This is a genomic window from Pseudomonas sp. TWI923 (assembly GCF_039673365.1).
GTDB classification, from domain to species: domain Bacteria; phylum Pseudomonadota; class Gammaproteobacteria; order Pseudomonadales; family Pseudomonadaceae; genus Aquipseudomonas; species Aquipseudomonas sichuanensis.
Map to the genome: position 1 here is coordinate 46,196 of NZ_JBDJLM010000026.1, position 19,164 is coordinate 65,359.

General features: G+C 64.6%; 18 protein-coding genes. 9 read left to right on the forward strand and 9 right to left on the reverse strand.

Going from position 1 to position 19,164, the window contains the following annotated elements; all coding sequences use genetic code 11:
• Positions 1–67: 67 nt before the first annotated feature.
• The gene (locus tag ABE459_RS12695) at positions 68–379 is read right to left on the reverse strand and encodes a DUF962 domain-containing protein (RefSeq protein ID WP_125465053.1); all 312 of its coding nucleotides are present in this window, start codon (positions 377–379) and stop codon (positions 68–70) included.
• A 154-nt stretch (positions 380–533) separates the two neighbouring features.
• Between ABE459_RS12695 and ABE459_RS12700 the strand changes: the two genes are divergently transcribed.
• Positions 534–1,580, forward strand: coding sequence for an AraC family transcriptional regulator (locus ABE459_RS12700; protein WP_125859570.1), 1,047 nt, complete (start codon positions 534–536; stop codon positions 1,578–1,580).
• Here ABE459_RS12700 and ABE459_RS12705 read toward each other — a convergent pair.
• Complete coding sequence (locus tag ABE459_RS12705; protein ID WP_110991943.1) at positions 1,537–2,991, reverse strand: TrkH family potassium uptake protein; 1,455 nt, start codon at positions 2,989–2,991, stop codon at positions 1,537–1,539. The genes ABE459_RS12700 and ABE459_RS12705 overlap by 44 nt on opposite strands.
• Positions 2,992–3,162: 171 nt before the next feature.
• Here ABE459_RS12705 and ABE459_RS12710 point away from each other — a divergent pair, with 171 nt between their 5' ends.
• Positions 3,163–3,720, forward strand: coding sequence for an NAD(P)H nitroreductase (locus ABE459_RS12710; protein ID WP_125859569.1), 558 nt, complete (start codon positions 3,163–3,165; stop codon positions 3,718–3,720).
• 133 nt (positions 3,721–3,853) lie between these two features.
• Here ABE459_RS12710 and ABE459_RS12715 read toward each other — a convergent pair whose 3' ends face one another.
• The 6 genes from ABE459_RS12715 to ABE459_RS12740 form a co-directional block, all read right to left on the reverse strand.
• Entirely contained in the window at positions 3,854–5,242 is a 1,389-nt protein-coding gene (locus ABE459_RS12715; protein ID WP_323828439.1) for a HAMP domain-containing sensor histidine kinase, read from the reverse strand.
• A gap of 12 nt (positions 5,243–5,254) precedes the next feature.
• Positions 5,255–5,671, reverse strand: a complete 417-nt coding sequence (locus tag ABE459_RS12720) for an LTXXQ domain protein (protein WP_125465049.1) — start codon at positions 5,669–5,671, stop codon at positions 5,255–5,257.
• Positions 5,672–5,864: 193 nt separating this feature from the next.
• Complete coding sequence (locus ABE459_RS12725; protein ID WP_323828437.1) at positions 5,865–6,542, reverse strand: response regulator transcription factor; 678 nt, start codon at positions 6,540–6,542, stop codon at positions 5,865–5,867.
• Between the two features lie 7 nt (positions 6,543–6,549).
• The gene (locus tag ABE459_RS12730) at positions 6,550–6,942 is read right to left on the reverse strand and encodes a translation initiation factor 2 (protein ID WP_110991938.1); all 393 of its coding nucleotides are present in this window, start codon (positions 6,940–6,942) and stop codon (positions 6,550–6,552) included.
• 188 nt (positions 6,943–7,130) lie between these two features.
• Complete coding sequence (locus ABE459_RS12735; protein WP_110991937.1) at positions 7,131–7,430, reverse strand: YciI family protein; 300 nt, start codon at positions 7,428–7,430, stop codon at positions 7,131–7,133.
• Between the two features lies 1 nt (position 7,431).
• On the reverse strand, positions 7,432–8,028 hold the full coding sequence (locus ABE459_RS12740; RefSeq protein ID WP_323828435.1) for a septation protein A: 597 nt from the start codon (positions 8,026–8,028) through the stop codon (positions 7,432–7,434).
• Between the two features lie 67 nt (positions 8,029–8,095).
• On the opposite strand from ABE459_RS12740, the gene ABE459_RS12745 reads away from it, so the two are divergent.
• From ABE459_RS12745 to ABE459_RS12770, 6 genes are all read left to right on the forward strand, one after another.
• Positions 8,096–8,956, forward strand: a complete 861-nt coding sequence (locus ABE459_RS12745; protein ID WP_125465045.1) for a PHP domain-containing protein — start codon at positions 8,096–8,098, stop codon at positions 8,954–8,956.
• Positions 8,957–8,969: 13 nt separating this feature from the next.
• Positions 8,970–9,599, forward strand: coding sequence for an L-threonylcarbamoyladenylate synthase (locus ABE459_RS12750; RefSeq protein ID WP_110991965.1), 630 nt, complete (start codon positions 8,970–8,972; stop codon positions 9,597–9,599).
• Positions 9,600–9,724: 125 nt separating this feature from the next.
• On the forward strand, positions 9,725–10,423 hold the full coding sequence (locus ABE459_RS12755) for a ScpA family protein (RefSeq protein ID WP_323828561.1): 699 nt from the start codon (positions 9,725–9,727) through the stop codon (positions 10,421–10,423).
• A gap of 12 nt (positions 10,424–10,435) precedes the next feature.
• On the forward strand, positions 10,436–11,194 hold the full coding sequence (scpB, locus tag ABE459_RS12760; protein WP_125465042.1) for an SMC-Scp complex subunit ScpB: 759 nt from the start codon (positions 10,436–10,438) through the stop codon (positions 11,192–11,194).
• 260 nt (positions 11,195–11,454) lie between these two features.
• Complete coding sequence (gene rluB, locus ABE459_RS12765) at positions 11,455–12,519, forward strand: 23S rRNA pseudouridine(2605) synthase RluB (RefSeq protein WP_323828431.1); 1,065 nt, start codon at positions 11,455–11,457, stop codon at positions 12,517–12,519.
• 795 nt (positions 12,520–13,314) lie between these two features.
• Entirely contained in the window at positions 13,315–14,733 is a 1,419-nt protein-coding gene (locus ABE459_RS12770; RefSeq protein WP_110991931.1) for an amino acid permease, read from the forward strand.
• A 219-nt stretch (positions 14,734–14,952) separates the two neighbouring features.
• Here the strand turns inward: ABE459_RS12770 and ABE459_RS12775 are convergent, their stop codons facing one another.
• A complete protein-coding gene (locus tag ABE459_RS12775) occupies positions 14,953–15,837 on the reverse strand; it encodes a LysR substrate-binding domain-containing protein (protein ID WP_125465039.1) in 885 nt (294 codons plus the stop codon).
• A gap of 216 nt (positions 15,838–16,053) precedes the next feature.
• Between ABE459_RS12775 and ABE459_RS12780 the strand changes: the two genes are divergently transcribed.
• Positions 16,054–19,074, forward strand: coding sequence for an FAD-binding and (Fe-S)-binding domain-containing protein (locus ABE459_RS12780; RefSeq protein WP_258704883.1), 3,021 nt, complete (start codon positions 16,054–16,056; stop codon positions 19,072–19,074).
• Positions 19,075–19,164: the final 90 nt, after the last annotated feature.

Sequence of the window (19,164 nt, forward strand, 5' to 3'; positions counted from 1 at the left end):
TGTTGGGCATGTCGGCGGGCCTGGCAGTGGCCGGCGGGGACGTGAACCTGGCCTTGCGGGCCGTTATTCAGAGGCTGAGCCGGCCCAGCAGAATGTCGCGAAACATGGCGAAGTCGCCGATCAGGCTGTACCAGGGATGGGTGAAGGTGGCCGGGCGGTTTTTCTCGAAGAAGAAGTGGCCGGCCCAGGCAAAACCGTAGCCGGCCAGAGGCACGGCGAGCAGCAGCAGCCACTTGCCGCTGGCGAGGGTGTAGGCGAGCAGGGCGATCACCAGGCTGGTACCGACGAAGTGCAGGCGGCGGCAGGTGGGGTTGCTGTGCTCGCCCAGGTAATAGGGATAGAACTCGGCAAAACTGCGGAACTGCGCTGTGCTGGTCATGGCTGTGCTCCCGAAGCTGCTGTTTGAAGACAGGATACACGGCGTGGAGCCTGAATCGAGTCTAGAGTCAGCTGATGCGCTGGCCAGTGACAATTGGCGCCAATTGAGTATCCTTTCGATTCACCGCAGGAGCGGTCAGCACAAGAAGCCTGTCATGAGTGAGAGAACCACTTCAGCCAGCTGGGCATCAGGGATCGTCAAGGCGCTTGAGCTGGAGGGGCTCGACTGCCCGGCCATGTTCAGGCAACTGGGACTGGATTTTGCCGCCCTCGAAGACCCCGATGCGCGTTTCCCCCAGGACGCCATGACCCGGCTGTGGCAACTGGCGGTCGAGCTGTCCGGCAATGAAGCCATCGGCCTGAACATGGCCCGGGTGGTGCGCCCGGCTTCGTTTCATGTGGTCGGTTATGCGCTGATGTCCAGCCGCACCCTGGCCGAAGGTTTCGAGCGCCTGGTGCGTTACCAGCGGATCATTGCCGAAAGCTCGGACCTGAGCTTTTGCCTCGGGCCGGAAGGCTATTCGCTGATCCTGACGGTGCATGGCGACCATCTGCCGCCCACCCGGCACAGCGCGGAAGCCTCGCTGGCGTGCGCCCTGGCGCTGTCGAGCTGGCTCAGCGGGCGGCCGATCCAGCTGCGGCGGGTGCTGATCCAGGGCCCGCAGCCGAAGAATATCGAGCCGTACAAGGTGGCGTTCCACGCACCACTGGTATTTGGCGCGGCCCATGATGCGCTGCTGTTCGAGCGCGCCGACATGGAGGCGCCATTGCCCACCGCCAACGAAGCCATGGCCATACTGCATGATCGTTTTGCCGGCGAGTACCTGGCGCGGTTCTCGGAGAGCCGGGTCACCCACCGCGTGCGCCAGGTGCTGTGCCGTATCCTGCCGCAAGGCGAGCCCAAGCGCGACACCGTGGCCCAGGCCCTGCACCTTTCGCAGCGCACCCTGCAGCGGCGCCTGCAGGACGAGGGCACCAGCTTCCAGACCCTGCTCGACGACACCCGCCGGGAACTGGCCGAGCAGTACCTCGCCCAGCCGGGTACCACCTTGCTGGAAACCGCCTACCTGCTGGGGTTTGCCGACCCGAGCAACTTCTATCGGGCGTTCCGCCGCTGGTTCGATGCCACCCCCAGCGAGTACCGCGCGCGCTTGACCCTCAGTGACGCCAGAACGCTGGCATGCACAACACCAGCACCGTGATGATCTCCAGCCGGCCCAGCAACATGCCGCCGGCCAGGATCCACTTGGCGGCATCCGGCAAGGTGGCGTAGTTGCCGGCCGGGCCGATCACCTCGCCCAGGCCTGGCCCGACCCCCGAGACGGTGCCCGCGGCGCCGGTCAGCGCGGTCATCCAGTCGACGCCCAGGAGCGACAGCAGCAGGGCGATGATGCAGATGGTGATGGCGAAGAAGAACGAGAAGGTCAGGATCGAACGCACGATCTCTTCGTCGAGACGGTGGCCGTTGTACTTCTGCTTGATCACCGCGCGCGGGTGGATCAGCTGGTTGAGGTTGGCCTTGAGCAGGATATAGGCCACCTGGAAACGGAAGATCTTGATGCCGCCTGCGGTCGAGCCCGAGCAGCCCCCGACGAAACCCAAATAGAAGAACAGCATCAGCGAGAAGTTGCCCCACAGACTGTAATCGCCCAGGGCGAAACCGGTAGTGGTGACCACCGAGGTGACGTTCAGCGCCACGTGGCGCAAGGCATCGAGCCAGTGCAGGTCGGTGGTGGCCCAGTACCAGGTGCCCAGCACCAGCCAGGTGGCCACCAGCATGCCGAGCAGGCCCTGGACCTGCTGGTCCTTGATCAGTGCCTTGCGGTGGCCGCGCAGAGTGGCCACGTAGAGGGTGAACGGCACGCTGCCGAGAATCATCACCACCACCGCAACCCAGTGCACCGCCGGAATGTCCCATTTGGCCAGCGACTGGTCGGAGGTGGAGAACCCGCCGGTGGAGATCGCCGACATGGCGTGGTTGATCGCATCGAACAGGCCCATGCCCGCCCACCAGAACGCCAGGCTGCCGAACACCGTGATGCCGACGTAGACCCCGACGATCGACTTGGCGACCATGTGCGAGCGCGGCATGACCTTCTCCGAGCGGTCGGACGACTCGGTCTGGAACAGGCGCATGCCACCAATGCGCAGCAGCGGAAGGATCGCCACCGCCATGCCGATAAAGCCGATACCACCCAGCCAGTGCAGCATCGAGCGCCACATCAGGATGCCGGGTGACATGCTGTCCAGCCCGCTGAGCACCGTGGCGCCGGTGGCGGTAATGCCCGACATGCTTTCGAAGAAGGCATCGGTGTAGCTGATGTGCTGGGTGAGCAAGAACGGCAGGGCGGCAAACACGCACACCACCAGCCAGCTGCTGACGGTCAGCAGGTACATGTCGCGCGGGCGCAGGTGCACGTGTTCAGGGCGGCCGGGCACCACCAGGCCGAGGCCGGCGACGAAGGTGATCAGGCTCGACCAGAGGAACGACGGCATGTCGCCGGTGCGTTCGAAGACCACCAGGGTCGCCATGGGCACCACCATGCTCACCGCCAGGGTGATCAGGAAGATGCCGATGATGAAACCAATGATCCTTAAGGTCGGCAACGCCATGTGATCTGCCCTGACTCGCAACGGAAAGGGCGCCATTTTAAGCCGCAAGTTGCAAGCTGCAAGCTTCAAGTGCGAACGGGGCGGTATCGCGGCTGCTTTTTCTTGCGGCTTGCAGCTTGAAGCTTGCAGCTTGAGAATGGCGGCACTTTCAACTTGCCAGGAGGGAAGCCGATGGAGGCTCTCGACGCATTGCTCAACCGTGTTTCCGTGCCACGCCTGACGGAGCCCGCGCCCAACGCCGCGCAGCGCGAGGCGCTGTTCCAGGCGGCGCTGCGTGCGCCGGACCATGGCCAGCTGCGGCCTTGGCGCTTCCTGACCATCGAAGGGCAGGGCCGCGATAAGCTCGGCGAGCTGTTCGCCGAAGCGGTACAGGCCAAGGGTGATGCCACCCAGGCTGCCTTGGACAAGGCCCGGGCCATGCCACTGCGAGCGCCGCTGCTGATCGTGGTGATCGCCAAACTGCAGGATCACTTCAAGGTGCCGAAGATCGAGCAGCGCCTGGCCGCCGGTTGTGCGGCCCACGGGATCCTGATCGCGGCGCATGCCCAGGGCATCGGCGCGGTATGGCGCACCGGCGACATGGCCTTCGATGCCCATGTGCACAAGGGCCTTGGGCTGGCCGAGAACGAAGAGCTGATCGGCTACCTGTATGTCGGCACGCCAATGGCCGAGCCACGCACCGCACCGATCCTGGAAACCGCCGAGTACGTCAGCGCCTGGGGCGAGTGATGTGGCGGGGCCGCTTTGGGGCCTTTTCGCCGGCATGCCGGCTCCCACTGGGTTTGCGCGTGGGTTGGGTTGAGGGGGCGGGTGTGGGTGCCGGCTTGCCGGCGAAAGGGCTGCGCAGCAGCCCCAGAATCTGTCAGCCAGCGCTGACTTCACAGGGCAACACCAGCGTCGCCACAAACCCACCCTGCGGATGATTCGCCAGCGTCAGGCTGCCGCCATGGCGCTCCGCCGCCTTGCGCGCGATCGCCAGCCCCAACCCATGCCCTGGTGCCTCCTGGCCCGGTGCGCGGTAGAACGGCTCGCCCAACTGCGCCAGATGTTCCTCTGCCACCCCCGGCCCATGGTCACGCACGCTCAGGACAATGCGCTCCTGTTCACGGTGGGCATCAATTTCGATCGGTTGCCCCAGCGGGTTGAAGCGCAGGGCATTGCGCAGCAGGTTGTCCACCGCCCGTTCGATCAAGGTCGGCCAGCCTTGCAGGGTCAGCCCCGGCTGCATCTGCAGGCGCACTTCCTGATCTGGCGCCGCCAACTGGGCGTCTTTACGCACGCCACCCAGCACGGCATTGAGGTCCACGGGCTCGGCATGCGCCTGCTCGGCATCGACCCGGGCCAGCACCAGAATTTCACTGATCAGGTCTTCCAGGCGGTCGCACTCACGGGTCAGCCGTGGCCATAGGGCCTGGCGCTGTTCGGGCCCGGCGCGTTCTGCCAGGGCCAGGGCGACACGCAGGCGCGCCAAGGGCGAGCGCAATTCGTGGGACACATCGCGTAGCAACTGGCGCTGGCTGCCGATCAGGCTTTGCAGGCGCGCGCCCATCTTGTTGAAGTCGTTGGCCAGCACGCCGAACTCGTCGCGGCGCACGGCCAGGCGCGCCAGGCTGTTCTGCTGGTAGCTGGTCTGCCCCAGGTCATGCACCGCGCCGCGCAGGCGGCTCAGCGGGCGGGTGATCGACAGGGTCACCAGCAGGCTGAACAGGGTCAGCACCACCAGCGCGATGCCCAGCGCGCTGAGCGGCCAGATCAGGCTTTCGCGGTGCCAGGCGGCCAGTTCCGGGTGGGGGATACGGTAGATCAGCAGGTAGGTTTCGCCGCTGGTGGGGCTGGTGTATTCCTCGGTCAGGCGACGCCAGGGCAGGCGGCGTTCGTCGTTGTGCTGGCGCGCCTCGAACGCGGCAGCGCGGCGCGGGAAGGTGCCGGGAACCACGGCATCGCCACTGTCGTCGAGCACCTGCACGTCGATCTTGTAGCGTTGCTTGCGCCGTTCAAGGAAGCGTTGCGACGACTCCAGGCCTTCCTGTTCGTAATGCTGCACCCAGCGGCTGGCCAGGGTGTTCAGGCCGGGGTGACGGCTGAGGATCCAGGTGTCCTGGTTGAGCATGTGGCCCAGCAGGATCGACAGGCCGGCGACCAGGGCGATGGCCAGCCAGAAGCTGGCCAGGATGCGCCAGAACAGTGAACGCAAGACGAGCACCTCCGCGAAATGGCAAAAGCCCGGCCCGCTGCTGAGCGGGCCGGGCATTGGGGGGACAGCTTACTGGGCCTTGCTGCCTTTTTCAGCCTTCCAGGCCTGGAACTCCTGCCACTCGGCCTTGCGCGCGGCGCGTTCCTTTTGCAGTTCGTCGAACTTCTTCTGCTGGTCTGGCTTGAGCAGGGCGCGGATCTGGCCTTCGGTCTTGTCGTGGCTGGCCTTGATTTCGTCCTTCATGGCCTTCTGCTCGGCTGCCGGCAGCTTGTTCATGTAGCGCTCGGTGATGTCGCGGCGTTGTTGCATCTGCTCGCCCATCAGCTTGCCGATCTGCTGGCGCTGGTCGCGGCTCAGGTCCAGCTGGGCGAAAGGCGCGTCACCGCGATGATGCGGGCCGTCGTGGCGCGGGCCGCCTTCAGGCATGGCCATGGCTACAGTCGGCAGGGCGGCGGCGAACATCAGGGCGATAAGGGTCTTGCGCATGGTGTCTCTCCTTTCAGGGGCCGGTGGTTACCGGATGTGCCCAGTCTAGGGAGATCAAGGTCAAGGGCGGTCAGGCGAGGGTAAAGGGAGGGTAAAGAGCTGCAAGCTTCAAGCTGCAAGCTTCAAGTAAAAGCGGGGGTGATGCTCGATTTGCTGTTTCTTGAAACTTGAGGCTTGAAGCTTGTAGCTGCCTTCAAAGGCTGTAGTAGTAGCCTCGGCTGCGCAACGCGACGATGCGTGGGCGGCCGTCGGCGTGCGGGCCGATCTTCTTGCGCAGGTTGCTGACATGCATGTCCAGGCTGCGGTCGTAGAGGGTGAGCTTGCGGCCCAGGCCGATCTGCGCCAGCTCCTGCTTGTCCAGCGGTTCACCGGGCTGGCGCAGCAAGGCTTCGAGGATGCGGCTCTCGGACAGGGTAAGGGTCATCTCGCGCTGGTCGATACTGACCACGCCGCGTACCGGGCTGAAGACCATGTCGCCGACCTCGATCTGCGAGGTGGGCGCGCTGGGGTGGCTGCGGCGCAGCACTGCGCGCAGGCGAGCGGTGAGCTCGCGGGGGTCGCAGGGTTTGGCCAGGTAGTCGTCGGCGCCGAGCTCCAGGCCAAGGATACGGTCCAGCGGCTCGCCACGGGCCGAGAGCATCAGCACCGGCAGGTCGGCGTGTTCGCTGCGCAGCTGCTTGAGCAGTTCCAGGCCGCTGCCGTCGGGCAGCATCACATCCAGTACCACCGCTGCCGGCGCGTGGGCGGCCAGGGCCTGGCGCGCACTCGAGCCATCGTGGCAGGCGCGCACCTCAAAGCCTTCCTGGGTCAGCCAGCTGCCAAGCAGCTCACACAGCTCCTGGTCATCATCAATCAGTAACAGCTCGCTCATGTCTCACTCAATTCAACCATTGCCGGCGTCGTCTGTGACCGCCGCTGGCTAAGATACCGCAGACTACCGACAACAGTGCAACGGCCGAACCGATCAGGAACCATTGTTGCTGGTCTGTGAGCAGGCGTTGCACCGGATTGGCCCCGGCCTGCAGCTCCTTGATGGCCAGCTTCAGGCGCTGGTTGTCCTGGCGCAGGCGGCTCAGCTGGGCGCTCTCGCGTTCGCTGTCCTGGCTCTGCATTTGCTGGGCCAGCAGGGTGCGTTGTTTCTCGCTCTCTTCCAGGCGCTGCTGCAGTTCGGTGATTCGCGCCCCGGCTTCCAGCGACAACGGCTGTTCGGCCGCGGCGAAAGGGGACAGCAGCAACAGGCAAAGCAGCACGGACATCGGACCTTGACGCATTGGGACTCCTGATTCTTGTCGGTTCAGGAGGTTGTCGGCCGGTCGTCGCAATTTATGAATAGTGCAGTGCGGGGGGGAGCTGGGAGCAGCTGCGTGGGAGCGGGCTTGCCCCGCGATAGCGATAGCTTGGACTGGCGCAATCGCGGGGCAAGCCCGCTCCCACGAAGCTGCCCCCACAACAACTACTCTTACGGCAGGACTTGCTTGAACGGCTTGACCACGACCTTGTCGTAGACACCTGCAGCGATGTACGGGTCGGCGTCGGCCCAGGCCTGGGCGGCGGCCAGTGATTCGAACTCGGCGACGATCAGGCTGCCGCTGAAGCCGGCGGCGCCCGGGTCGTTGCTGTCGATGGCCGGGTGCGGGCCGGCCAGCACCACGCGGCCTTCGGCCTTGAGCTGTTGCAGGCGCTCGATGTGGGCAGGGCGGGCGGCCAGGCGTTTTTCCAGGGAGTTCGCGACGTCGCTGGCGATGATGGCGTAGAGCATGTCAGTCCTTGGGTTTGGAAGTGGAGGGGTCGGTGTCGTGCAGGTGACGCGAGAGGTATACACCCTGCGCCACCAGGAAGATCACGGTCATGCCCAGGCTGCCGAACACCTTGAAGTCGACCCAGAAGGCCTGGAAGGTGAAGGCGACGAACAGGTTGGCGGCGCCGCAGACCAGGAAGAAGACGATCCATGCCAGGTTCAGGCGGGTCCAGACTGTTTCTGGAAGTGTCAGGGCGTGGCCCATGATGCGTTTGATCAGCACCCGGTCACCGATGAAGTGGCTGCCGGCGAAGGCCAGGGCAAACAGCCAGTTGACCACCGGTGCTTTCCATTTGAGGAAGGTTTCGCTGTGGAAGGCCAAGGTCAGGCCACCGAACACCAGGCAGGCGACCAGGGTCAGCAACTGGCCTTTTTCGAGCTTGCGGTGGCGCAGGAACAGCGCGCCGTAAACCACCAGCGAGCTGAGGATAAGCATCGCCGTGGCGCTGTAGATACCGCCGAATTCAAAGCTGTGGCCGGCGAATTCGAGTGGGCGCGGGTCCAGTTTGTAGACGATGAAGAACAGCAGCAGCGGGATGAAATCGATGAATTGTTTCACAGTGGCAGCCAGAAGCGGGATGTGACGGCATAATAACAAACATCGATTCCGGCGAAAGCGCTCCACCATGAATGTTGATCTGCACTGTCACAGCACGGCCTCCGACGGCGCCCTGTCGCCCACGGCACTGGTCGCCCGGGCCCATGAGCATGGGGTGCGGACCTTGTCGCTCACCGATCACGACACTCTCGAGGGCCTGCCCGAGGCCCGCCAGGCCTGCCTCGACAACGGCATGCACTGGGTCAGTGGCGTCGAGTTGTCATGCACCTGGGGCGGCGCGACCATCCATGTGCTGGGTTACGACTTCCCCCTCGATGCTCCGCCGTTGCTCGAAGCCATCGAAAACCTCCACCGTGGCCGCTGGCTGCGGGCTGAAGAGATCGATCGCAAGCTGGCCGCCAAAGGCATGCCCGGTGCGCTCGAAGGTGCGCGGGCGGTGCAGCAGGAGCTGGGCGACAGCGGCAACGCCCCGGCACGCCCGCATTTCGCCGAGTTCATGGTGCGCGCAGGCTTCGTCAAGGACCGCGGCGAAGCGTTTCGCAAGTGGCTGGGCGCCGGCAAGCTGGGTGACGTCAAATTGCACTGGCCGACACTCGAGGAAACCGTCGCCACGCTGCGCCAGTCCAATGCGTGGGTGAGCCTGGCTCATCCCATGCACTACGAACTGACCCGCAGCAAGCGCAGACGGCTGATTGCCGACTATATTCAGGCAGGTGGGCAGGCACTGGAAGTGGTCAATGGGATGATGCCGCCCGAGCAGGTGGGGACGATGTCCATCCTCACCCGTGAGTTCGGCCTGCTGGCAAGCGCTGGCAGTGATTTCCACGGCCCTGGCACCTGGGGCGAGATCGGTGCCTACCGGCCATTGCCTGAGGACCTGCCACCCCTGTGGCGCCGATTCCGACATGAACAGCCTATGGCGGTATGAACAGGACGACTTCGTGAGCCAATTTTTCCAGATTCATGCGGAAAACCCGCAGGCGCGGCTGATCAAGCAGGCCGTCGAAATCATCCGCAAGGGTGGTGTGGTGGTCTATCCCACCGATTCGGCTTATGCGCTGGGCTGCCAGATCGGCGACAAGAACGCCATCGAGCGTGTCCGCCGCCTGCGTCAGCTGGACAAGAACCACAACTTCACCCTGCTGTGTTGCGACCTGTCGCAGATGGGCACCTTCGCCAAGATCGACACGGCGACGTTCCGCCTGCTCAAGGCCCATGTTCCAGGCCCTTACACCTTCATCCTTAACGCCACCCGCGAAGTGCCACGCCTGCTGCTGCACGAAAAGCGCCGTACCATCGGCCTGCGCGTGCCGTCCAACCCGATCGTCCTGGCGCTGCTTGAAGAGCTCGGCGAGCCTTTGATGAGCGTGAGCCTGATCCTGCCGGGCGATGAAGACCCCATGACCGATCCGTACGAGATTCGCCAGCGCCTGGAGCACCATGTCGACCTGATCGTCGACGGTGGCTTTGGCGATTTGAAGGCGTCCACGGTGATCGACCTGACCGGCGATGAACCCGAGCTGATCCGCGAAGGGTGCGGTGACCCTGCGCCGTTCCTGGCCAGCGCGTGAGCCAGGTGGAAGCGCCCGAGGCGCCGGCCAGCGAGGCCGAGACGCCTTTCCAGCTGCAGTTGGCCCTGGTCTACGGCGAAGCCCTGACCGAAATGCCGGTCGATCTGTACATCCCGCCAGACGCCCTGGAGGTCTTCCTCGAAGCCTTCGAGGGCCCGCTGGACCTGCTGCTGTACCTGATTCGCAAGCAGAACGTCGACATCCTCGATATCCCGGTGGCAGAAATCACCCGCCAGTACATGAGCTATGTCGAGCTGATGAAGAACGTGCGCCTGGAGCTGGCCGCCGAGTACCTGGTGATGGCTGCGATGCTCGCCGAGATCAAGTCGCGCATGCTGCTGCCGCGTTCCGCCGAGGTGGAGGAGGACGAGGGCGACCCGCGCGCCGAGCTGATCCGCCGCCTGCAGGAGTACGAGCGCTTCAAGGCCGCCGCCGAGGGCATCGACACCTTGCCACGGGTTGGCCGCGAGGTAGTGGTGCCGCAGCTGGATGCGCCCCAGGCCAAGGTGCGCAAGCTGTTGCCCGATGTCGCCCTGGAAGAGATCCTGTTGTCCATGGCCGAGGTCATGCGCCGCAATGACCTGTTCGAAAGCCACCAGATCACCCGCGAGGCCCTGTCTACCCGCGAGCGCATGAGCCAGGTGCTCGAACGCCTCAAGGGAGGCGAGTTCGTGCCCTTCGTCGAGCTGTTCAGCGCCGAGGAAGGCAAGCTCGGGGTGGTGGTGACCTTCATGGCGATTCTTGAGCTGGTGAAGGAATCGCTGATCGAACTGGTGCAAAATGAGGCTTTCGCCCCGATCCACGTCCGCGCCCGGGCAGAGTGACCTGACAACCCCATGAACCTGAACGAACCCCGTGAACTCGCGTCGCTGATCGAGGCTTTCCTGCTCGCCTCGGGCAAGCCGCAATCCCTCGAGCGCCTGTACGAACTGTTCGAAGAAGCCGAGCGCCCGGCGCCGGCCATCTTCAAGAAAGCCCTGGAGGTGCTTGGCAAGTCTTGCAATGGCCGCGCCTTCGAGCTCAAGGAGGTGGCCACCGGTTACCGCCTGCAGATCCGCGAAAGCTATGCGCCCTGGGTCGGCCGCCTGTGGGAAGAACGCCCGCAGCGCTATTCCCGCGCCTTGCTTGAAACCATTGCGCTGATCGCCTATCGCCAACCCATTACCCGCGGCGAGATCGAGGATGTGCGGGGGGTGGCGGTGAACAGCAACATCATCAAGACCCTGATGGAGCGTGAGTGGATCCGTATCGTCGGTTACCGCGAGGTGCCCGGGCGGCCAGCCATGTTCGCCACCACCAAGGCATTCCTCGATCACTTCAACCTCAAGAGCCTCGATCAGCTCCCGGCGCTGGCCGAGCTGCGTGAGCTGGAGCCAGAGGCGCCACTCGACGACCCGGACGAAGCGCCGGTGCCCGCGCACTTGCAGGCCTTGGCCGATGCCAGCCTGGGCGAGGAGGGTGAAGCGCCAGCGCCGAAGGATGAAACCAGCTTCCGCTCGCTGCTGGTGGAGCTGGATGCGATGGAAGAGGGGCTCAAGACTGATTTCGATGATTTGCGCGAAGAGCCTGAAGCGCAAGCCAAGCTGGAACCCTGATGGCCATGTGTCTGCTGCGCCGGCCTCTTCGCGGGTAAATCGCAGCGGCGAACCGCCGCTCCCACAGGATTACTGCTGAACCTGTGGGAGCGGGTTTACCCGCGAAAGGGTTGCAGTGCCATCTGGCAGAAAGCCTACCCCGGCCTCAAAAAACAGCCTACCCTCCAGTGCGTTCCCGCGCCGAACCGCGTATGATGCGCGCCCCTTTGGCGCATCCGTCGCCAAAAAACGCTTTCACTAATACACCGGGAGGTGCCCAGATGAGTGAGCAAGACCTGCAGGACCAACAACCCACCCCTCCGTCCGGCGAAAAGCTGCAGAAAGTGCTGGCGCGCATTGGCGTGGGCTCGCGTCGTGACGTCGAGGCCTGGATCAGCCAGGGCCGTATCAAGGTCAACGGTGTCGAGGCCACCCTGGGCCTTCGCGTCGACCTGCACGACGCCATCACCGTTGACGGCAAGCTGATCAAGCGCGTCGAGGCCGCCGAGGCGACCCGCCGCGTGATCATGTACAACAAGCCCGACGGCGAAATCTGCACCCGTGACGACCCGGAAGGCCGCCCGACCGTGTTCGACCGCCTGCCGCGTCCGAAAGAGGGCCGCTGGATCAACATCGGCCGCCTGGACATCAACACCACCGGCCTGCTGCTGTTCACCACCGACGGTGAACTGGCCAACCGCCTGATGCACCCGTCTTACGAGATGGACCGCGAGTACGCTGTGCGCGTGCGCGGTGAGGTCGACGACGACATGGTCGAGCGCCTCAAGGCTGGCGTGATGCTCGAGGACGGCCCGGCCAAGTTCACCGACATCCAGAAGGCTCCGGGTGGCGAAGGCTTCAACCATTGGTACCACTGCGTGGTGATGGAAGGCCGCAACCGTGAAGTGCGTCGCCTGTGGGAGTCGCAAGGCGTGGTGGTCAGCCGCCTGAAGCGCGTGCGTTTCGGCCCGGTGTTCCTCAACTCCGACCTGCCGATGGGCCGCTGGCGCGAAATGAGCCAGGGCGAGATCGATATCCTGGCCGCTGAAGTGGGCCTGCAACCGGTGGCACTGCCAACGCTGAACCTCAAGGCCAAGGACAAGATGGAGCGCATGCAGCGCAAGTCGACCCGTCCAATGGGCCGTGGCGAGCGTGTGCGCACCCTGCGACCGGCCGGCGAAGGTCAGACCGAGCGTCCGGCGCGTGCGCCGCGTGAAGAGGCTGCGCCGCGCAAAGGCAGCCGTGGCAGCGCGGTGGCCGAGCGTCCGAGCGACATGCGCAAGCGTCCCGCCCGCCCGGACGGTGACAAGCCGGCCGGCCGTGGTCGCGGCAAGCCGCGTGGCTGATCGACCCGTGTAGCGAAAGAGCCAGCCTTCGGGCTGGCTTTTTTGTGCCCGGCGAATTGACGCGGTCCCTGTAGGAGCGGCCTTGTGTCGCGAAAGGGTCGCGCAGCGGCCCCGGCAATATCAGCTTGATGCCCACAACTTGGGGGCGCTTCGCACCCCTTTCGCGACACAAGGCCGCTCCTACAGAGGCAAGGCCAGGCACGTGGCCGCAAGATAGCGGCAAATATCTGATCTCAAAGAAATTTTCCTCGCAAGTGGAAAGTTTTTAGACCGCTTCGTAAAGATTTTTTTACAAATCACGGCAAAATTCCCGGTCAAACTCGATTTTTCCTGTCTCTGTAAACAGAACTTGCCGCGCCCGCCATCCCAGGGCCTTCCAGCCTCGATCCGCCCCCTTGTCCAAACCCTGCCCACACGTTGATATAGCGCCATTGCCGTGTGCAACGCCTGGCCAAAGAGCCCGGTAACAGAACAACAAATGGAGGCGCCATGTACGCCGATCACTCCGCCTTTTCAGGCCTTCGCCCCAGGACCGCTGCGTTTTTTCCACAGGAAACGATGCAACGCGTTGACGCCTGCGCGTTTGCAGGGGTATACAATGCGCCGCGTTTTACCTGTGACCCCCTTGCGTACCGCGCACTCTTGCTGACACCCGGTTGATTTGCCCTGGGCCCCAGTGCCCACCGCGACAGACCCGTCCAAGAACCCAAGGTAACCACCTTGCCCATTCCGCTGCGCCACGAGCGCGGTGGGTCCGATTCCGTCACAGATAAAAACAAGCAGGTGACTTCGTTCATGAGTGGACATAACTCACAGTCTGGCGAACTCAAGCGTGGCTTGAAGAACCGCCATATCCAGCTGATCGCCCTGGGCGGCGCCATCGGCACCGGATTGTTCCTCGGCTCGGCCGGCGTGATGAAATCCGCGGGTCCGTCGATGATCCTCGGCTACGCCATCTGCGGCTTCATTGCCTTCATGATCATGCGCCAACTGGGCGAGATGATCGTCGAGGAGCCGGTGGCCGGCTCCTTCAGCCACTTCGCGCACAAGTACTGGGGCGGTTTCGCCGGCTTCCTGTCGGGCTGGAACTGCTGGGTGCTGTACATCCTGGTCGGCATGTCGGAACTGTCGGCGGTGGGCAAGTACGTCCATTACTGGTGGCCGGAGATCCCGACCTGGGTCACCGCGGCAGGCTTCTTCCTGCTGATCAACGCCATCAACCTGATGAACGTGAAGTTCTTCGGCGAGGCCGAGTTCTGGTTCGCCATCATCAAGGTGGCCGCCATCGTCGGCATGATCGGCCTGGGTGCCTACCTGCTGACCAGCGGTAGCGGTGGCCCTGAGGCTACGGTCACCAACCTGTGGGCCCATGGCGGCTTCTTCCCCAATGGAGTCAGCGGCCTGGTGATGGCCCTGGCGTTCATCATGTTCTCCTTCGGTGGCCTGGAAATGCTCGGCTTCACCGCTGCCGAGGCCGACAAGCCGAAGACCGTGATCCCCAAGGCGATCAACCAGGTCATCTACCGCATCCTGATCTTCTATGTCGGTGCGCTGGTTGTACTGCTGTCGCTGACGCCGTGGGACACCCTGGTCGCCAGCATCGACGCCTCCGGTGGCAGCTATGGCAGCAGCCCGTTCGTCCAGGTGTTCTCGCTGCTGGGCAGTGACGTGGCCGCGCATCTGCTGAACTTCGTGGTCCTGACCGCGGCACTGTCGGTCTACAACAGCGGCACTTACTGCAACGCCCGTATGCTGCTGGGCATGGCCGAGCAGGGCGATGCCCCGGCGGCCCTGGCCAAGGTGGACAAGCGCGGTGTGCCGGTGCGTTCGATCCTGGTTTCGGCGGCCGTGACCCTGATCGCGGTGCTGCTCAACTACCTGATGCCGCAGAATGCCCTGGAGCTGCTGATGTCGCTGGTGGTGGCGACCCTGGTGATCAACTGGGCGATGATCAGCTACTCGCACCTGAAGTTCCGCCAGCACCTCGACCGTACCGGCCAGAAGCCGCTGTTCAAGGCGCTGTGGTACCCCTATGGCAACTATGTGGTGCTGGCGTTTGTGGTGCTGATCCTGGGCATCATGCTGCAGATCCCGGGCATCCAGGTGTCGGTGTACGCGATGCCGGTATGGCTGGTGGTGATGTATGTGGCCTATATGCTCAAGAGCAAGCGTGGGTCCCAGGCCAACGGTGCGGCTGGCACTGTTGCCAAGTAAGCGCTGAGGTGGCTTGAAACAAACCCGATGCCGGGCGACTGGCATCGGGTTTTTTCTTGCCTGTGCCGGCCTCATCGCTTGTAGGAGCGGCCTTGTGTCGCGAAAGGGGCGCGAAGCGGCCCCAGGATCTGAGTGACACTTCAAGACCGCCGGGGCCGCTATGCGGCCCTTTCGCGACACAAGGCCGCTCCTACAGGGCGTGATGTAAGTACAGGTAAATCAGATCTGTTCGAGCAGCCAGCTGCGAAACGCTCTGAGTGAAGGCAGCGCCTCATTCCTCGGTGGATAGATCAGGTAGTAACTGCGCTGGCTGGCAAATGCCTCTCCAGGGCTGAACAGCTCTCCATTGGCCAGCTCTTCCTGCACCAGAATGCGTGGCACCAGGCCGATGCCGATGCCGGCGCGCACCGCCTGGATCAGGTGCGAGGTCAGCTCGAAGCTAGGCCCCAGGCGCATCGCGCGGTGGGGCAGGGCGTGATGGGAGAACCATTCGCCCCAGGCATGTGGATTGTTGGCGACATTCAACAGCACTTGCCCGCTGATACGCGTCGGGCTCCAGTCGGCCTCGTCGCCGGCGGCCTCCGGCGGCAGGATCACCACCAGTTCCTCGGCATGCAGGCGATGGCAGATCAGCCCCGGCAGGTCGTGGCTGGCCACGCCGATGGCCGCGTCGATCTCACTGGTGTCGAAATTGATCGCTTCGATACGTGAATGAATATGCACCAGCATCCCCGGGTGGGCGCTGTAGAACGCATGCAGGCGTGGCAGCAGCCATTTCGAGCCGAAGGTCGGCAGGGTGGCCAGGCGCAGGGTGCCGACCCCGGACTGATAGGCCAGGGCCTGCAAGGTCGCGCTGCGGATACGCCCCAGCGCCTCGCTCAGCTCGCGCTGGTACAGCCGGCCAACGTCGGTCAGCTGCACCTGGCGGCCCTCGCGGCGGAACAGGGTAAGCCCCAACTGCTGCTCCAGTGCCTGCACCTGGCGACTCACCGCGCTTTGCGTAAGCGAAAGCTCCGCGGCGGCGCGGGTGTAGCTTTCATGTCGGGCGGCGGCCTCGAATGCCAGCAGCAGCGACATCGAAGGGGTGAGGTGGCGGTAATTCATTCATAAAGCTCATTGATAGCGGCAGGAATATCCGTTTGCCCCTGGCGCGAAACTACAGGAACATTGGCACATTCGTCATCCGCTTGAGATCCATTCATGCCGGATGAACAGGAAACGCCCATTTTCTTCGTGGGAGCGGCGCACCGCCGCTGCCACGATTACAACTGCGCCGCGCCTGAAACCGTGAACAAGCCCATATCAAGAGGCCATCCAACGATGATCGCCCAGCTGCTGCCCCGTGCGCCCGCCGCCGACTACCCTGAATTCCTCGAAGCCCTGAAAAACAGCGGCTTCCGTGGCCAGATCAGCGCCGACTACGGCACCCGTACCGTGCTGGCCACCGACAACTCGATCTACCAGCGCCTGCCCCAGGCGGCGGTGTTCCCGCTGGACGCGGACGATGTGGCGCGGGTCGCCACGCTGATGGCCGAACCGCGCTTTCATGGCATCAAGCTCACCCCGCGCGGTGGCGGTACCGGCACCAACGGCCAGTCGCTGACCGACGGTATCGTCGTCGACCTGTCGCGGCACATGAACAAGATCCTCGAAATCAACGTCGAGGAGCGCTGGGTGCGGGTGCAGGCCGGCACCGTCAAGGACCAGCTCAACGCGGCGCTCAAGCCCCACGGGCTGTTCTTCGCCCCCGAGCTGTCCACCTCCAACCGCGCCACCGTGGGCGGCATGATCAACACCGATGCCAGTGGCCAGGGTAGCTGCACCTACGGCAAGACCCGCGACCACGTGCTCGAACTGCACAGCGTGCTGCTCGGTGGCGAGCGCCTGCACAGCCTGCCGATCGACGACGCCGCGCTGGAGCAAGCCTGCGCGGCGCCCGGCCGGGTGGGCGAGGTGTACCGCATGGCCCGCGAGATCCAGGAAACCCAGGGCGAGCTGATCGAAAGCACCTTCCCCAAGCTCAACCGCTGCCTGACCGGCTACGATCTGGCGCACCTGCGCGACGAGCAGGGCCGCTTCAACCTCAATAGCGTGCTGTGCGGCGCCGAGGGCTCGCTGGGCTATGTGGTCGAAGCCAAGCTCAATGTGCTGCCGATCCCCAAGTACGCCGTGCTGGTCAACGTGCGCTACACCAGCTTCATGGACGCCCTGCGCGACGCCAATGCGCTGATGGCGCACAAGCCGCTGTCGATCGAGACCGTCGACTCCAAGGTGCTGATGCTGGCGATGAAGGACATCGTCTGGCACAGCGTCGCCGAATACTTCCCGGCCGACCCCGAGCGCCCGACCCTGGGCATCAACCTGGTGGAGTTCTGCGGTGACGAGCCGGACGAGGTCAATGCCCGGGTCCAGGCCTTCGTCGCGCACCTGCAGGCCGACAAGGGTGTCGAGCGCCTGGGCCACACCCTGGCCGAAGGCGCCGAGGCGGTGACCCGCGTCTATGTCATGCGCAAGCGCTCGGTGGGGCTGTTGGGCAACGTCGAAGGCGAAGTGCGCCCGCAGCCGTTCGTCGAGGACACGGCCGTGCCCCCGGAGCAGTTGGCCGATTACATTGCCGACTTCCGCGCGCTGCTGGATGGCTATGGCCTGGCCTACGGCATGTTCGGCCATGTCGATGCCGGCGTGCTGCACGTGCGCCCGGCGCTGGACATGAAAGACCCGGCCCAGGCCGCGCTGGTCAAGCCGATCTCCGATGCCGTGGCGGCACTGACCAAAAGCTATGGCGGCCTGCTGTGGGGCGAGCACGGCAAGGGCCTGCGCTCGGAGTACGTGCCGGAGTATTTCGGCGAGCTGTACCCGGCCTTGCAGCGCCTGAAGGGCGCGTTCGACCCGCACAACCAGCTCAACCCGGGCAAGATCTGCACCCCGCCGGACAGCGCCGAAGGCCTGACCCCGGTGGATGGCGTGACCCTGCGCGGCGACCTCGACCGGACCATCGACGAGCGCGTCTGGCAGAGCTTCGGCAGCGCCGTGCACTGCAACGGCAACGGTGCCTGCTACAACTACGACCCCAACGACGCCATGTGCCCGTCGTGGAAGGCCACTCGCGAACGCCAGCACTCGCCCAAGGGCCGCGCTTCGTTGATCCGCGAATGGCTGCGCCTGCAGGGCGAGGCCAACATCGACGTGCTGGCCGCCGCCCAGCGCAAGGCCTCCTGGCTCAAGGGGCTGCCAGCGCGGCTGCGTAACCGCCGTGCGCAACAGCAGGGCCAGCAGGACTTCTCCCACGAGGTGTACGACGCCATGGCCGGCTGCCTGGCGTGCAAGTCCTGCGCGGGGCAGTGCCCGATCAAGGTCAACGTGCCGGACTTCCGCTCGCGCTTCCTCGAGCTGTACCACGGCCGCTATCAGCGCCCGCTGCGCGATTACCTGATCGGCTCGCTGGAGTTCAGCATTCCTTATCTGGCCCACGCTCCTGGCCTGTACAACGCGGTGATGGGCTCGAAGTGGGTGAGCAAGCTGCTGGCGGACCAGGTCGGCATGGTCGACAGCCCGCTGATCAGCCGCTTCAACTTCCAGTCCACCCTGACCCGCTGCCGCGTGCAGGTGGCCAGTGTGCCGGCCCTGCGCGAGCTGACCCCGGCCCAGCGCGAGCGCAGCATCGTGCTGGTGCAGGATGCCTTTACCCGTTACTTCGAGACGCCGCTGCTGGCCTCGTTCATCGAGTTGGCCCATCGCCTGGGGCACAAGGTGTTCCTGGCACCGTACAGTGCCAACGGCAAGCCCCTGCACGTGCAGGGCTTCCTCGGCGCCTTCGCCAAGGCGGCCATCCGCAACGGCACTCAGCTCAAGGCCCTGGCCGACTGCGGTGTGCCGCTGGTGGGGCTGGACCCGGCGATGACCCTGGTGTATCGCCAGGAGTACCAGAAGGTCGACGGCCTGGAGGGCTGCCCGCAAGTGCTGCTGCCGCAGGAATGGCTGATGGACGTGCTGCCCGAGCAGGCGCCGGCCAAGGCTGGCAGCTTCCGCCTGATGGCCCACTGCACCGAGAAGACCAATGTGCCGGCCAGCACCAAGCAGTGGGAGCAGGTGTTCGCGCGGATGGGCCTGAAGCTGGTCACCGAGGCCACGGGGTGCTGTGGCATGTCGGGGACCTATGGGCATGAGGCGCGCAACCAGCAAACCTCGAAGACCATCTTCGAGCAGTCCTGGGCGACCAAGCTGGACAAGGACGGCGAGGCGCTGGCGACCGGTTATTCGTGCCGCAGCCAGGTCAAGCGCATGACCGAGAAGCAGTTGCGCCATCCGCTGGAGGTGGTGCTGCAGTTCGCGCAGCGCTGATCGGCGGTAATCCTGCACCGGCCTCTTCGCGGGTAAACCCGCTCCCACAGGAATTCGCTTTTCTCAAGAAAGGCGCAGTCCCTGTGGGAG